Source organism: Methylomonas sp. 2BW1-5-20 (assembly GCF_052474515.1).
This window is the reverse complement of the sequence record NZ_CP184127.1, coordinates 1,944,759-1,958,746: the sequence shown is the minus strand read 5'-3', so window position 1 is coordinate 1,958,746 and position 13,988 is coordinate 1,944,759. Positions and strand designations below refer to the sequence as shown.

The 13,988-nt window shown below is 49.2% G+C and carries 18 protein-coding genes; 14 read left to right on the top strand and 4 right to left on the bottom strand.

What is annotated here, in order from left to right:
- Positions 1-49: 49 nt before the first annotated feature.
- From ACH50O_RS08840 to ACH50O_RS08815, 6 genes are all read left to right on the top strand, one after another.
- The gene (locus tag ACH50O_RS08840; protein WP_446811651.1) at positions 50-445 is read left to right on the top strand and encodes a bacteriohemerythrin; all 396 of its coding nucleotides are present in this window, start codon (positions 50-52) and stop codon (positions 443-445) included.
- 253 nt (positions 446-698) lie between these two features.
- Positions 699-1,829 carry a cytochrome c oxidase subunit II gene (gene coxB / locus ACH50O_RS08835; protein WP_446811650.1) on the top strand — a complete coding sequence of 377 codons (1,131 nt, stop codon included), beginning with the start codon at positions 699-701 and terminating at the stop codon, positions 1,827-1,829.
- 53 nt (positions 1,830-1,882) lie between these two features.
- On the top strand, positions 1,883-3,499 hold the full coding sequence (ctaD, locus tag ACH50O_RS08830; RefSeq protein WP_446811649.1) for a cytochrome c oxidase subunit I: 1,617 nt from the start codon (positions 1,883-1,885) through the stop codon (positions 3,497-3,499).
- 12 nt (positions 3,500-3,511) lie between these two features.
- On the top strand, positions 3,512-3,658 hold the full coding sequence (locus ACH50O_RS08825; protein ID WP_446811648.1) for a hypothetical protein: 147 nt from the start codon (positions 3,512-3,514) through the stop codon (positions 3,656-3,658).
- Positions 3,655-4,197, top strand: coding sequence for a cytochrome c oxidase assembly protein (locus ACH50O_RS08820; protein WP_446811647.1), 543 nt, complete (start codon positions 3,655-3,657; stop codon positions 4,195-4,197). Before ACH50O_RS08825 ends, ACH50O_RS08820 begins: the two co-directional genes overlap by 4 nt.
- 11 nt (positions 4,198-4,208) lie before the next feature.
- Positions 4,209-5,084, top strand: coding sequence for a cytochrome c oxidase subunit 3 (locus ACH50O_RS08815; protein WP_446811646.1), 876 nt, complete (start codon positions 4,209-4,211; stop codon positions 5,082-5,084).
- A 64-nt stretch (positions 5,085-5,148) separates the two neighbouring features.
- On the opposite strand, the gene ACH50O_RS08810 is transcribed toward ACH50O_RS08815, so the two are convergent.
- Complete coding sequence (locus ACH50O_RS08810) at positions 5,149-5,409, bottom strand: twin transmembrane helix small protein (protein ID WP_446811645.1); 261 nt, start codon at positions 5,407-5,409, stop codon at positions 5,149-5,151.
- 88 nt (positions 5,410-5,497) lie between these two features.
- Between ACH50O_RS08810 and ACH50O_RS08805 the strand changes: the two genes are divergently transcribed.
- The 6 genes from ACH50O_RS08805 to ACH50O_RS08780 are packed head-to-tail and all read left to right on the top strand — an operon-like array spanning position 5,498 to position 10,868.
- A complete protein-coding gene (locus ACH50O_RS08805) occupies positions 5,498-6,241 on the top strand; it encodes an SURF1 family protein (protein WP_446811644.1) in 744 nt (247 codons plus the stop codon).
- Positions 6,234-6,821 carry a hypothetical protein gene (locus tag ACH50O_RS08800; protein ID WP_446811643.1) on the top strand — a complete coding sequence of 196 codons (588 nt, stop codon included), beginning with the start codon at positions 6,234-6,236 and terminating at the stop codon, positions 6,819-6,821. Before ACH50O_RS08805 ends, ACH50O_RS08800 begins: the two co-directional genes overlap by 8 nt.
- Before the next feature lie 5 nt (positions 6,822-6,826).
- Entirely contained in the window at positions 6,827-8,791 is a 1,965-nt protein-coding gene (ftsY, locus tag ACH50O_RS08795; protein ID WP_446811642.1) for a signal recognition particle-docking protein FtsY, read from the top strand.
- A 19-nt stretch (positions 8,792-8,810) separates the two neighbouring features.
- Positions 8,811-9,467, top strand: a complete 657-nt coding sequence (ftsE, locus tag ACH50O_RS08790) for a cell division ATP-binding protein FtsE (RefSeq protein ID WP_446811641.1) — start codon at positions 8,811-8,813, stop codon at positions 9,465-9,467.
- 2 nt (positions 9,468-9,469) lie between these two features.
- On the top strand, positions 9,470-10,432 hold the full coding sequence (gene ftsX / locus ACH50O_RS08785) for a permease-like cell division protein FtsX (RefSeq protein WP_446811640.1): 963 nt from the start codon (positions 9,470-9,472) through the stop codon (positions 10,430-10,432).
- Positions 10,433-10,469: 37 nt separating this feature from the next.
- On the top strand, positions 10,470-10,868 hold the full coding sequence (locus tag ACH50O_RS08780; protein ID WP_446812129.1) for a YcgN family cysteine cluster protein: 399 nt from the start codon (positions 10,470-10,472) through the stop codon (positions 10,866-10,868).
- Between the two features lie 94 nt (positions 10,869-10,962).
- Here ACH50O_RS08780 and ACH50O_RS08775 read toward each other — a convergent pair whose 3' ends face one another.
- The 3 genes from ACH50O_RS08775 to ACH50O_RS08765 are packed head-to-tail and all read right to left on the bottom strand — an operon-like array spanning position 10,963 to position 11,815.
- Positions 10,963-11,322, bottom strand: coding sequence for a hypothetical protein (locus ACH50O_RS08775; protein WP_446811639.1), 360 nt, complete (start codon positions 11,320-11,322; stop codon positions 10,963-10,965).
- A 2-nt stretch (positions 11,323-11,324) separates the two neighbouring features.
- Positions 11,325-11,510, bottom strand: coding sequence for a hypothetical protein (locus tag ACH50O_RS08770; RefSeq protein ID WP_020482122.1), 186 nt, complete (start codon positions 11,508-11,510; stop codon positions 11,325-11,327).
- Positions 11,507-11,815, bottom strand: a complete 309-nt coding sequence (locus ACH50O_RS08765; RefSeq protein ID WP_446811638.1) for a hypothetical protein — start codon at positions 11,813-11,815, stop codon at positions 11,507-11,509. The genes ACH50O_RS08770 and ACH50O_RS08765 overlap by 4 nt, the downstream gene beginning before the upstream one ends.
- Before the next feature lie 349 nt (positions 11,816-12,164).
- On the opposite strand from ACH50O_RS08765, the gene ACH50O_RS08760 reads away from it, so the two are divergent.
- Positions 12,165-12,794, top strand: a complete 630-nt coding sequence (locus ACH50O_RS08760; RefSeq protein ID WP_446811637.1) for a DUF47 domain-containing protein — start codon at positions 12,165-12,167, stop codon at positions 12,792-12,794.
- Between the two features lie 10 nt (positions 12,795-12,804).
- Complete coding sequence (locus ACH50O_RS08755; RefSeq protein WP_446811636.1) at positions 12,805-13,917, top strand: anion permease; 1,113 nt, start codon at positions 12,805-12,807, stop codon at positions 13,915-13,917.
- Positions 13,918-13,988: the final 71 nt, after the last annotated feature.

Sequence of the window (13,988 nt, the reverse complement as noted above, 5' to 3'; positions counted from 1 at the left end):
AGATGTTCAGAATGACGACTCCATTACAAAAACAACCAGGAGACGTTTTATGGCTTTAATTACTTGGACTGCGGCTCAGTATGGCACTAATGTCGGATTTGCCGACCAAGAACATCAAACCTTGTTCGGTTTGTTGAATAAACTGTACGATGAAGCCACGGGTGGCGCTGCGCGCGCTACTGTTGGCGCTTCGCTGGATGCTCTGATTGCCTATGTGGTCGATCACTTCGCGCATGAAGAAAGGGAAATGGTCGCTAAAGGCTTTGGCGGTTACGATCGTCATAAAGCCGAACACGAAGCGCTAATCGGTATCTGTGCGGATTTGCAGAAAAAATTTCATGCCGGCGAGGCGGAAGTGACCGAAGATGTCGGGCAATTGGTGAAAAGCTGGCTGGATAACCATATTCCAAAATTTGATATGGCATATTCGGATGCGTTGAAGTAGTGACAGCTTAAAAAACCGTCCCTATCAGATGGTAAAAGGCTTGCGAGCAGCGATGCTCTCAAGCCTTTTTTATGTTTATTTTTTACAAACGGGAAAACCTCTTCTGGTCTGCCGGTGAGTCATGGGTTAAAATTACCCAGTTAATTTATGATAATTATCAGTAAAAGGAATTGTGGCCTGCTTTGTGTGGTGCGACAAGATTACGAAGATATAACGCATACAAGTTTATAACTACTAATGGGGAGGCTGCTCCGTGAAGAAAACAAAGCAACTGCTCGCTTGTCTGGTCTTGATGGCTTTGGGCCTGGGGACTGCGCATGCGGACTATACACTCAACCTGATGAAGGGCGTGACGCAACTCAGTAACGAGCTTTACGATTTGCACATGCTGATTCTGTGGATCTGCGTGTTTATTGGGATCGCGGTGTTCGGCACTATGTTTTACTCGATTTATCATCATCGTAAATCAAAGGGTCATAAAGCCGAGCAGTTTCATGAGAATACGACTGTCGAGATTATCTGGACCATCATCCCCACGCTGATTCTGGTGGGTATGGCGATTCCCGCAACCAAGGCCGTTATCGATCTGGATAAGGTGCAGGATTCCGAGATGAGCATCAAGGTCACCGGTAAACAATGGTATTGGGAGTACGAATACTTGGATAGCGGTGTACATTTCGAAAGCCATTTAGACGAGGCTAGCGAAAAAACGCACCGGGTTAGCACCATGGATCCGCGTAACGTTCCCAACTATTTGTTGAACGTCGACAAGCCGCTGGTAGTACCGGTCGGTAAGAAAATCCGCTTCCTGTTTACAGCGGCCGACGTGATTCACTCCTGGTGGGTACCGGATTTGGGTTGGAAAAAAGATGCTAACCCCGGTTTCATCAATGAAGCTTGGACTTCTGTCGACAAACCCGGTACTTACCGCGGCCAATGTACCGAGCTTTGCGGTCGCGACCACGGTTTTATGCCGGTGGTAGTGATTGCGATGGAGCAGGATCAATACGATGCTTGGGTAAAAGCGACTTTGGATAAGCAAAATCAGAAGCCTGACTTGAGCGATCAAACCCGCAATACGCTGATGGCAAAAGGCGAGTCTGTTTATCTGAAAAACTGCGTGGCTTGCCACCAAATCGATGGTAACGGTATCTCCGGTTGGTTCCCCGCTTTAAGAGGTAGCGCCAAAGTCACCGGCAATATGGATCAGCTGATCGGTTTTATTCAGGCAGGTACCAGCAAAATGCCGGCGTTCAAAAAATTGCCGGATGATGAATTGGCGCAGCTGATTACTTACATCAGAAATGCGCCGGCATTGGGTAACAACGTGGGCGATGAGATTCAGCCTAATAAAATCACACCCAAATGGGACGATGATGAGTAATTCACCGATTTTCGCGATCAACTCATTTTCTAATTTTTGCTGAGGTATAAAGTATGACTGCTGTCGTAGCTGAACATGATGATCATCACGATCACCACGATCACGGCCCTGAAAAGGGCGTTTTACGGTGGATATTCACCACCAACCACAAAGATATAGGCACCTTGTATCTGGTATTCGGTCTGATAATGTTTTTTGTCGGCGGTACCATGGCTTTGATCATTCGTTCGGAATTATTCGAGCCGGGTCTGCAATTTGTCGATCCCAACTTTTTTAACTCGATGACCACCATGCATGCCTTGGTGATGGTATTCGGCGCGGTCATGCCGGCTTTCGTCGGCTTAGCCAACTGGATGATTCCGATGATGATCGGCGCGCCGGATATGGCTCTGCCGCGGATGAACAACATGAGCTTCTGGATGTTGGTGGCCGGCGTGTTGTTGTTGGCCAGCACTTTGTTCATGGAAGGCGGCGCACCTGCCGGTGGTTGGACTTTGTATCCGCCGTTGGTGTTGCAAACCGGTAAAGCGTTTCCGTTTGCGATCTTCTCGGTGCATTTGCTGGGTATATCTTCGATCATGGGTGCGATCAATGTCATCGCGACCATTTTCAATATGCGTGCGCCCGGCATGACGTTAATGAAAATGCCTTTGTTCGTCTGGACTTGGTTGATCACTGCGTTTTTGTTGATCGCTATCATGCCGGTATTTGCCGGTGCGGTAACCATGTTGCTGACTGACAAATTCTTCGATACCAGCTTCTTCGATGCAGCTGGCGGCGGTGATCCGGTGTTGTATCAACATATTTTCTGGTTCTTCGGCCACCCTGAAGTGTATGTGATGATTCTGCCGACCTTCGGTGTGGCTTCCACCATCATTCCGGTATTTGCCCGTAAGCCTCTGTTCGGTTATGCCTCGATGGTGTATGCGACTGGTGCGATTGCGTTCCTGTCTTTCATCGTTTGGGCTCACCACATGTTTACCGTGGGTATGCCTGTGGCCGGTGAGTTGTACTTCATGTACGCTACCATGCTGATCGCGATTCCGACCGGGGTGAAGGTGTTCAACTGGACCGCGACCATGTGGAAAGGCTCGATGACGTTCGAAACGCCTATGCTGTTTTCGATTGCGTTTGTGGTGCTGTTCACAATGGGTGGTTTCACCGGTTTGATGATGTCGGTGGCGCCGGTGGATTTTCAATACCACGATACCTATTTCATCGTCGCCCACTTCCATTACACCTTGGTACCTGCGTCCATTTTCATCCTGATGGCTGCCGGTTATTTCTGGTTGCCTAAATGGACCGGCAATATGTACAACGAGAAAATCGGCAGACTGCATTTTTGGTTGTCGGCAGTATCGGTGAACATCTTGTTCTTCCCGCAACATTTCTTGGGTTTGGCTGGCATGCCGCGCCGTATCCCTGATTATGCGATTCAATTCGCAGATTGGAATATGGTGTCCAGTATTGGTGCCTTTATCTACGGTTTCAGCCAGTTGTTGTTCGTATATATCGTCATCGACACTATTCGTGGCGGTACTGGTGAAAAAGTCAGTGATGAGGTTTGGGAAGATGCCAGCAAACACAGTTTGGAATGGACTGTGCCTTCGCCTGCACCGTATCACACCTTTACGACACCGCCGGCAAGAATCCCTACCGAGCATTTTTAATGCTTAAAATGAGTGAACGAGACGCGTCATGCCTTTGTGCATGGCGTGTCGGGTAACGATATGGACACAAAAAAGAAAAACATTTTGACGGCTGTGGTACTGACTGCGATTGCTTTAACCATATACGTATTCGCGGTACTTAAGGCCATCTCGCAATGAGCGATGATCTAGGCCAAAAGAATGCCAAGCTGGTCCGTAAACTGGCTTTGGTTGCGGTGGCTATGTTCGGGTTTGGTTATGCTTTAGTACCGCTTTACGATGTGCTTTGTGATTTGACCGGTTTGAACGGGAAGGTTGCGGGTCAAGCTGTACAGGAAACCGAGTATGTAGTGGATAAGAGTAGGGAGGTGACTGTGGAGTTTCTCACGTCCTTAAACGAATCGACGCCTATGCTGTTCCGCTCCGAGGTGAAAAGTATGAAAGTGCATCCGGGTGAATACTACACGGTTAATTTTTATGCCAAGAATAACACTGATAAACCAATGATTGCCCAAGCTATACCCAGCATTACGCCGGGATTGGCGGCGGAATTTTTTAAAAAAACCCAGTGTTTTTGCTTTACCGAACAAACGTTTGCGCCTAACGAAGAAAAAACCATGCCGGTCCGATTCGTTGTCGAACCGAAGTTGCCCGATCGCTATAAGACCGTCACGCTTGCATACACTTTTTTTGATAACACTAACATCAGTAAAAAATAGAGGGGAAGGATATGTCTACACACGATAGTTATTACATACCGCATAAAGCTGTGTGGCCGGTCATGGCTACCGGCGGCCTGATGATGACGCTAGCCGGTTTTGCCAATCATCTGAACGGTTCGTCGATAGGTCCCGGCATGATGCTCACCGGCTTTGTGATATTTCTGGTGATGCTGGGCTTGTGGTTCGCTTTGCAGTCCACCGAGAGCGAATCCGGTATGTATAATCACGGCGTCGGTATTTCTTATCGTATGGGCATGATGTGGTTCATTTTTTCCGAAGTCATGTTTTTCGCGGTATTTTTCGGTGCCTTGTGGTACACCCGGAATATCTCTGTGCCGCATTTAGGCGAAGGCGGCATGCTTAGTGGTCCGGGGCGTTCTACTCACGATGTGTTGTGGCCGGCTTTCGAAGCGGTATGGCCGACTAACGGTCCAGGTAAGGTCGGCGGCGATTTCGAACCCATGGGCGCGTTCGGTTTGCCGTTCCTGAATACCTTGTTACTGTTATCTAGCGGCGTAACCTGTACTTGGGCGCATCACGGCTTGCTGGCAAAAAATCGCAGTCAGCTGATCAAAGGGTTGCTGGCTACTGTTGGCCTAGGCTTTTTGTTTGTGGCTTGCCAAGCAACCGAGTATTACGAAGCCTATCACGAAATGGGTTTGACATTGGGTTCCGGTATTTACGGTTCAACCTTTTTCATGTTGACGGGTTTCCATGGTTTCCACGTTTGCGTCGGAGCGATTATTCTATCCGTCGTTTTGTTCAGAAGTTGGAAAGGTCATTTCACCCCGGAAAACCACTTCGCTTTCGAAGCGGCTGCTTGGTATTGGCATTTTGTCGACGTGGTCTGGTTGGGGCTGTTCGTGTTTGTCTACATGATGTAAAACCGGTAGGCTAAGCCCTAAAAAGCGCGATCTTTGCGGATCGCGCTTTTTTTTTGTCGAATTATCAGGGTTGCGAGTTTGCGGCTGATAGATTTGGGTTGGAGTGAATACGTGTACCGATACCGTGCGGTTGAATCAAACCGCTGGCATAGGCAATAAACAGCAAAATGAACAAAGCCAGCGATATGCCGATACGAGTGGTCAAAGCTTTTGCGGTTTTACGCGAATCGTCGTCGCCCTTATGTTTAACGATATGAAACAGCGCCGAACCGAGACTAATGACTATGGCCAGGAATGCAACGATAGTGAGTGTTTTGATAAACATTGGGGAGCTTTAATAAATAAAAACCGGCATTCTGGACGATTAGATTACGCTTGCCAATAGCGCATATTCAAAGCAGGAGTTATTACGTATGATCAAATTTAGTATTTTCGGTACCGAATTCCGCAGCTCACTACCGGCTTTGGCGACTTATTTGCTACTGACGGGTGTGTTGTGCAGCTTGGGGTTTTGGCAGCTGAGTCGAGGCGAGCAGAAGAAAATTTTGCTGGCGCAACAACAACAGGCCGTTAGCGCGGCAGCGTTGGACTTGAATCGACAATCCGAAATCGACAAAGAAGCCTTGCGCTACCGGCCGGTATTGGTGACGGGACATTACGATACTAGTCATCAGATTTTTATCGACAATCAGATGTTGGAAGGGAAACCCGGTTATTTGGTTTTAACGCCGTTTTTGCCCGATGGCGGTCAACCCGGCATATTAGTCAATCGCGGCTGGGTCGCCTTAGGCGCTTCGCGCGAGGTCTTGCCTGATATCGCAATCAATTCGGCCATTCAACGAGTGCAAGGTAGAATCAACAATTTCCCCGAGCCGGGCTTGAAGTTGAAGGGGGCGGAAATTCCGGGGGAGCGTTGGCCGGTCCGAGTGCAAATTATCGATAGCAAGCTGCTGGCGGACAAATTGGGTTATGCATTAGCCAATTACCAGATAGAGCTGGACTCGACACAGCCCGAAGGCTATCAACGGCAATGGAAAATTGCCGTCGCAATCCCGCCTGAAAAACATCTAGCCTATGCAGTACAATGGTTCGGTTTGGCGCTGACGTTAACAGCTCTGTTTATTTGGATTAGTAGTCGAAAAACACCACGTGGATAATCAATATAAAAAAAATCGTATCACCATCGTAGTGATATTCGCCATGTCCATTATTCCGTTCGGAATAGCTTGGTTTCTGGCGAAAAACCCTGACATCGTTAAGCTAGGCACTAATCACGGCGTGTTGATCGCTCCGCCGCAAGTAACGGAAGCGGAAGAGTTTGCGGGATACGACGCCTTTTCCGCCGAGAATATGCGCGAACTGAAAGGGCACTGGGTTTTAATCAATCCCGTGCCTCGTGATTGTAGTGAAACCTGCCGGGATGCGTTGTACAAAACCCATCAACTGACGTTGATGATGGGTAAGGACATTGCCCGGATTCGGCGACTGGCGCTGCTGTTCGACAAAGTGTATCAGCTGCCTGCCGAATGGCGCGACGACGGTCGTTTATTAAAAGCCTTGCCGGCCTCATCGTTGCGGGAAAAGTTAAATAAGTTAAGTGCGCAGGCCTTGCCGGAAGGCATGCTGTTAATTATGGATCCGTTAGGGAACCTGATGATGCAATACGCCCCAGGCTACGATCCTTACAAAGTCAAAAACGACTTAGGCAAGTTACTCAGAATTTCACAAATCGGTTAAGAAACATGTTCAGAAAATTGACCCTGTGCTGCGCGTTTCTGGCGCTGCTCGTTATCGTCGTTGGCGCTTATGTCCGACTAACCCACGCCGGCTTGGGCTGTCCGGATTGGCCGGGCTGTTACGGCAAGGCCTTCGTCAGCGATAGCGCGGAATTTAAAGCCGATGCCGCTGCCGGATTCCCCCAATACGCCGTAGATACCGCAAAAGCCTGGAAAGAGATGACTCACCGCTATTTGGCGGGCGGCCTGGCGGTACTGGTGTTGAGTTGGTTCGGCTTGGCGTGGCGGGAAAAACCGCGTTTCCCCGCAGTGACGCTGACCTTACTGGTATTGCTGTTGATTGCCGGTCAAGCCGGTCTCGGCATGTGGGCAGTAGCATCGGGTACGCGACCCGGCGTGGTAACGGCGCATTTATTACTGGGCTTTTTCACTTTTTGGACGATAGGTTGGAGTTACTTACGTTTGAACCCCGCTGCCGAGTTAAGGCCGGTCAGATCCGGCCCGCTGGCATTTACCGGTCTGGCTATTCTGGTGTTGCTGATCCAGATTTTGTTGGGTGGTTGGGTGAGTAGTAACTACGCTGGCTTGGCCTGTAGCGATTTCCCGCGTTGCAACGGTAGCTGGTTGCCGAATGCCGAATATCCGAGCATTCTTGATCCGTTCCGGGATAGCGGTTTATCGGCGGATGCAAAAAGCGCGATACAGGCGTTACATCGAGTGCTTGCCGGATTGACTTTCATCGTATTAAGCGGATTGATGTTGTCGGCCACTTCCGAGCGTTATCCGAAGCCGGTACGTTTGGCCGCCAATATACTCAGTCTGCTGTTACTGCTGCAGATAGTGTTGGGGATTTTTAGCGTCAAATACCAGCTGCCCTTGGCATTGGCTGTCGCGCATAACGCAGTTGCGGCACTAATGATGCTGCCCTTGCTTGCAATTTTATTCTACAGTCGATATCGCACTGGCGCCGACGGTGAAAGTTCGGTCGGCGAAGTTGAATCTTATACCGCCGAGCAGGTACCGGAAAAAGTTTCGCAGCTAAGCAGTCAAGATTCGCTATACCTGCGTTTAACCAGTCAGCTGAAAAAGACCCGTAGCGGTCTCGGCGGCGTGCTTAGCAGTTTGGCATTCGGGCAAAAAGCGGTTACCAAGGAGCTGCTGGCGGATATCGAAGCCCAATTGTTGATGGCCGATATGGGCATCGAAACCACCACGCTCTTAATCAAACAACTTACCGATAGTCTGGAGCGCGATCAACTCAGTGACGGCAAGGTGCTGAGCCAAACCTTAAAGCAAAATTTACTAGCCATGTTGGAACCGTGCAGTTTGCCGCTGCAAATTCCGCAGCAAGAGGGGCCGTTTGTGATTCTGGTGGTGGGTGTTAACGGTGCCGGCAAAACGACCTCAATCGGTAAACTGGCCAAACGCCTGCAACAACAGGGGCATAGCGTGATGCTGGCGGCGGGCGACACCTTCAGAGCCGCAGCGGTGGAACAGTTACAAACCTGGGGCGAGCGTAACGATATACAAGTCGTGGCGCAACATACCGGTGCAGACTCCGCGTCGGTGATTTTCGATGCCTTGCAGTCCGCCAAAGCCAAAGGGGTGGATGTGTTGATTGCCGATACCGCCGGACGTTTGCATACCAAGTCCAACCTGATGGACGAATTGAAAAAAATCAAACGCATCATGACCAAGCTCGATGAGTCGGCGCCGCACGAGGTGTTGCTGATACTGGATGCCGGTACCGGGCAAAATGCCTTGTCGCAGGCTAAACTATTCAACGAAGCGGTGGAATTGACCGGTATCGCCTTAACCAAGCTGGACGGTACCGCCAAGGGCGGCATTATTTTCGCGCTGGCTAATCAACTGCATATTCCAATCCGCTTTATCGGGGTGGGCGAGCAGATTGACGATTTGCAGGATTTCAACGCGCAAAACTTTGTCGATGCCCTGTTTGTTCAAGAATGAAGCTTAAAAGATTGATTTTATGTTGAGATTCGAGCACGTATGCAAGCGTTATCCGGACGCCGGGGAGGCGTTAACCGACGTCAGTTTTCACTTGCAACGCGGCGAAATGGCATTTTTAACCGGCCGTTCCGGTGCAGGCAAGAGTACGTTGTTGAAGTTGATCGCGATGATGGAACAATGTACGCGCGGTACTGTGTCCTTGGACGGCCAAGACATTAGCCGGATCAGCGAGCGCAAGATTCCTTATATACGGCGCAATTTGGGCCTGATTTTTCAGGATTACAAACTGCTGAACGATAGAACCGTGTTTGATAATGTGGCTTTGCCGTTGGTGGTGTCGGGTTATAACCATCAGGAAGTGGCGCGGCGGGTAAGGGCATCTCTGGATAAAGTCGGGCTTTTGGGTAAGGAAAGGAAGCATCCCTTGGCGCTGTCCGGCGGGGAGCAACAACGTGTAGGTATTGCCCGCGCCATTGTCAATAAACCCAAGTTAATTTTGGCCGACGAGCCGACCGGAAACTTGGATCCGGATCTTTCCGCCGAAGTCATGTTCATGTTCGAGCAATTCAAGCAGGTCGGCGTGACGGTGTTGATAGCCAGCCACGATATAGAGCTAATTAATCATCTCGGCCATCGCGTGTTGACGCTTGATAAAGGCCATTTGATAGCGAGCTGACAATGAAACATAATCACCGCAAACAAGCAGGTAGCCGCTTAGTTGAATTGTTTCACGCCTATTTGCTTAATCATGCTCACGGTCTGTTTTCTAGCCTGGGTCGTTTAAGCCGCACGCCATTCACTTCGACGATGACTATCTTAGTGTTGGCTATTGCCATTTCTTTGGCAAGCAGCTTTTACATCGTCGTTGCCAATATCCAGCAATTGACCGGCAATCTGGAGTCCAGCAATCAAATGTCCTTGTTTCTGCACGATAACATTACCGATGCGGCCGGGCAGAAACTTGCCGAGCAAATACAACAAAACGGTAGTGTCGTCGAAGTTAAATTTATCAGCAAAAAACAGGCGTTGGAGGAATTTAAAACCAATAGCGGATTTAGCGACGCTTTAAATGCGCTGGAACGCAACCCCTTGCCGAGCGTGATTCAGGTCGTGCCGAAAAACGCGCTGGAGAGTAACGAAGACATCGAAAAATTAATGACCGATTTTAAACAATTCCCGCAAGTCGATTTCGTGCAGGTCGATATGCAATGGGTGGCGCGTTTGCAAACTATCATGTTGATTGCAGGGCGCGGGGTGTTGCTGGTCAGTTTGTTATTGGGTTTCGCGGTGACTTTTATTACCGGCAATACCATACGTTTGGAGCTGCAAAACCGGCAGGATGAGGTATTTATATCCAAATTAGTGGGTGCTACCCATGCTTTTATTCAGCGCCCTTTTTTATACACCGGCTTTTGGCTGGGGTTTATCGCAGGGTTTCTGGGTTGGTTGATCGTAACGATTATGTTGTTAATTCTGGAAACACCTGTCGAGAAACTATCGACCTTGTATAACAGTTCCTTCGAGCTGCTGTTTTTGAGTTTTTCGGAATTCGTCTTGTTATTGATGATCTCGTCGGTGCTGGCGGTAGTCGGTTCATGGGCGGTGTTACATTACCAACTGCGTCAACTCAAACCTCAATAAAATCGTGAAATTCTGGGAAACGAAGACCCTGGCGCAAATGAGCACGGAAGAGTGGGAGTCGCTCTGTGATAACTGCGGTAAGTGTTGTTTGAATAAGCTGGAAGACGAAGACACCGGCGAAATAGCCTTCACCAGCGTGGCTTGCGATCTGATCGATTTGGAAACTTGCCGCTGCACCCGTTACAGCGAACGCTGCACATTGGTGCCGGAATGTATCGATTTGAAACAGCACGACTTCGCCGAATACAACTGGTTGCCGGCGACCTGCGCGTACCGCTTGTTAACCGATGGTGAACCTTTGCCAAGCTGGCATCCCTTGCTAACCGGGACTAACGAATCGGTGAAAGAGGCGGGCGTGTCTATCGGCAGTTATGCGATCAAGGAATCGCAGGTTACCGATCTGGAAGATCATATTATCGAATGGTTGCAGCCCTGAATAAGGGCTGGCTGGGCCGCCGGTAACCTTCGTTTTCCGGCGGCGACAGGTGTGAAGTATCCGGGATGCTTATCCCTTGGATGCGGCTTTTAGCTTATCCTTTGCCGGGCAGCATTCCTACCGTGCCTGGTTTGATCCGTTTACAACTGACAACGACATCTTGCTGACGGCATTTTGCTTCCTCTGGGTTGCTGCAGGTGTCGCAAACCGTATTGCCGGTGCTTTTGACTTCATCGACATGCCAGCCATAGCCTTGGGATTGGCAGAACTTCTTGCTGAATCTGTCGATATTGTAATGCTTGGAAGCATTTTCCTTGGCTTTGCCTTCAACTTGGCAATGCTCCGGTGCCAAGGTATTTGCCATTATGTCGCGGTAAATATATTCGGTGGCCTGAACTGGGCTGACTAACAAAAGCGATGCAAACAGCGTACCGATAAAAGTTGTTTTAATCATAATTAATCCTCGCGGTTGCCGATGACACGGATATTCATTAAACGGTTTTCTTCGGCAATTTGATCTTTGATGGGCGCAAATTTTTCGTTTTCGCTCATCTTCACCGCCAGGATGGCGCCAACGACGACTGCCGTAGCCAACACCACATACAACACGAAGTTATCTTTTTCTTGTTTTACTTCTGTCATGGTTTTACCTCTTGAAATAGTAAATCGGCCAGCGCCGAACCGAAATTTAAATAAAAGACCTGATTGCCCAACACCCGGGGCCGGCACTGATTTGACGTCCGCCGAATCTTCCCTATCGATGCGACGTGCCGGTTTGGCCGTGCCGTATCGTATTTAAGGTTGAAAGGCTTGAGTTCATCAGTCAGGGTTTGCTTTACACCTCCACGGAAGGAGTAATCGGCCAGATAAAAAAGGGCTTTTGGCATTGTCGATTCTCCATTATGGTAGCGAATCGAAACAATAAAAGAAACGAGCGGACTTGTCAAACAAATATCGTATCAATATTAAAAGCTTGACAATGTTTAAGCAAGGAATTCCTGATTTACGGATTTGGAGTTTGCCGGTTTTCGCAAAACCTTCATCTTGGAGTAACCGGGTAGCAAACGGTAATTCGCTTGAGTTACAGTCTTTGACCATAACTTGCTGCATATGCGCGATTCTTAGTTGCCGTCACGCAAGGTTGCATACATCTGCCGCGCTGAGTCTGGCGGGGACTGCATGTTTTAAAATTGCGTAATAAGCCTTGGCTGGTTGAGAACGCAATTTTACTGCGCTGTTATGCGATAATTAGCGGAATTGATAAAGGCCTTTGGGCTACTAAATAAAGGAAACACCATGTTCTCACTGCAAACCATCTTCGGCAAAGGCGATAAATTTTATGGTTTACTTGAAGCGAGTGCCGAGTCGGCGTGTTCGTCGGCCAAAGCCTTAATCGAGCTTCTTAGCCCTGCCGCCACGCAACAATCGCTAGAAAAATTCAAACAAGCCCGCCGCCGAGAAAAAGATTTGTTTGCGCAAATCAGCGAGGAGTTAGTCAATACCTTTGTTACTGTGTTGGACCGAGAAGATATTGAAGCGCTGAATGGCGCGCTGTATAAAATTCCTAAAGTCGTGGAAAAATTTGCGGAACGTTACACGTTGGCGTCGGGACGTATCGGCGATGTGGATTTCAGTAGTCGCGCGGCTATGCTGGAGCAGGCATGCCAAGTACTGGCGCAAATGGTTGGACAGTTGCGGAAAGGCATGGATTTGGACGAGGTGAAGCGATTAAACGATCAGTTGCAAACGATTGAAGCTCAAGCCGACGATCAAATACTTGAATTGTATCGAGACGTCTATGCCAATGAATCCGATCCGATTCGTTATCTGGTCAAAACCAATTTATTTGAAATCCTCGAAAAAGCTATAGATCGCTGCCGCGATGCCGGTAATGTCGTTTATCACATTGTCTTAAAAAATTCATAACAGGATTGTCATGCTGACATTGCTTTTGCTGGTTGTTCTCGCAGCGCTGGTATTCGAGTTTGTCAACGGATTCCACGACACCGCCAACTCGATTGCGACCGTGGTTGCCACTAAGGTATTAACCCCCACTCAAGCGGTCATCCTCGCCGCCGTGACTAATCTGGTTGGCGCATTATCCGGGACTGCCGTAGCCAAAACCATATCATCCGGATTGGTCGATACCGGCGTGGTCAACATCACCTCCGAAGTTTTGATCTGCGCGTTGGTCGGGGCTATTATTTGGAATTTAATTACGTGGGCCTTGGGGTTGCCGTCTTCTTCCAGCCATGCTTTGATTGGCGGCTTATGCGGGGCGGCATTGGCGGCGGGAAATAATAATCCCGACGTGCTGATATGGTCGAAAACCGCATTAGTCTGGACAGAAAATAAAGGCTTGCTATGGAAAGTAGTGATCCCGATGATCAGTTCGCCGGTTGCGGGTTTTACGCTGGGTATTTTTATCATGGGTTTATTGATGGCGATTATTAGCGGGATGAATTCCGCGGGTGGTCTGATGGCGCGAATGGCGCGGCCGAAGTGGGTCAACGTAGTATTCGGCAAGGCGCAACTGTTGTCGGCGGGCTATATGGGATTTGCGCACGGCAGCAACGATGCGCAAAAAACCATGGGTATTATTGCCTTAGCCATTTTTACGGCAAACAACGCCGGCACGCTCGATCAGTTGCCGCAATGGGCCGAGTTTCTCAAGCCGGATGGCGGAGAAAAAGATATCGATACCTGGGTGGTATTTACCTGCGCGCTAGTGATGGCACTTGGCACATCGGTAGGCGGTTGGAGAATTATCAAAACGCTGGGTCACAAAATGGTCAAACTACACCCGATAAACGGGTTTGCGGCGGAAACCAGCTCGGCAACGATTCTATTGACTGCGGCCCATTTCGGTATGCCGGTTTCCACCACGCACAGCATCTCCACCGCGATTATGGGAGTGGGCTTTGCCAAGAATCCCTACACGCTCAAGCTTTCCGTAATTGAACGGATTATCTGGGCGTGGATTTTGACGATTCCCGCTGCGGGCGGTGTTGCCTGGGGTATGGTGAGTTTGTTGTTTTTATTACACTAAAGAAAGTCGAAACCCCTTATTCCCTATTCAAGTAGCCGATTTTTTAGAAAATAACAAATCTGCAGCCGCTC

What these genes read in the sequence shown, in the direction of transcription:
- ACH50O_RS08840 (WP_446811651.1), top strand. Translation starts at nt 50, where the DNA reads ATGGCTTTAATTACTTGGACTGCGGCTCAGTATGGCACTAATGTCGGA.
- ctaD (WP_446811649.1), top strand. Translation starts at nt 1,883, where the DNA reads ATGACTGCTGTCGTAGCTGAACATGATGATCATCACGATCACCACGAT.
- ACH50O_RS08820 (WP_446811647.1), top strand. Translation starts at nt 3,655, where the DNA reads ATGAGCGATGATCTAGGCCAAAAGAATGCCAAGCTGGTCCGTAAACTG.
- ACH50O_RS08815 (WP_446811646.1), top strand. Translation starts at nt 4,209, where the DNA reads ATGTCTACACACGATAGTTATTACATACCGCATAAAGCTGTGTGGCCG.
- ACH50O_RS08810 (WP_446811645.1), bottom strand. Translation starts at nt 5,409, where the DNA reads ATGTTTATCAAAACACTCACTATCGTTGCATTCCTGGCCATAGTCATT.
- ACH50O_RS08805 (WP_446811644.1), top strand. Translation starts at nt 5,498, where the DNA reads ATGATCAAATTTAGTATTTTCGGTACCGAATTCCGCAGCTCACTACCG.
- ftsY (WP_446811642.1), top strand. Translation starts at nt 6,827, where the DNA reads ATGTTCAGAAAATTGACCCTGTGCTGCGCGTTTCTGGCGCTGCTCGTT.
- ftsE (WP_446811641.1), top strand. Translation starts at nt 8,811, where the DNA reads ATGTTGAGATTCGAGCACGTATGCAAGCGTTATCCGGACGCCGGGGAG.
- ftsX (WP_446811640.1), top strand. Translation starts at nt 9,470, where the DNA reads ATGAAACATAATCACCGCAAACAAGCAGGTAGCCGCTTAGTTGAATTG.
- ACH50O_RS08780 (WP_446812129.1), top strand. Translation starts at nt 10,470, where the DNA reads ATGAGCACGGAAGAGTGGGAGTCGCTCTGTGATAACTGCGGTAAGTGT.
- ACH50O_RS08775 (WP_446811639.1), bottom strand. Translation starts at nt 11,322, where the DNA reads ATGATTAAAACAACTTTTATCGGTACGCTGTTTGCATCGCTTTTGTTA.
- ACH50O_RS08770 (WP_020482122.1), bottom strand. Translation starts at nt 11,510, where the DNA reads ATGACAGAAGTAAAACAAGAAAAAGATAACTTCGTGTTGTATGTGGTG.
- ACH50O_RS08760 (WP_446811637.1), top strand. Translation starts at nt 12,165, where the DNA reads ATGTTCTCACTGCAAACCATCTTCGGCAAAGGCGATAAATTTTATGGT.
- ACH50O_RS08755 (WP_446811636.1), top strand. Translation starts at nt 12,805, where the DNA reads ATGCTGACATTGCTTTTGCTGGTTGTTCTCGCAGCGCTGGTATTCGAG.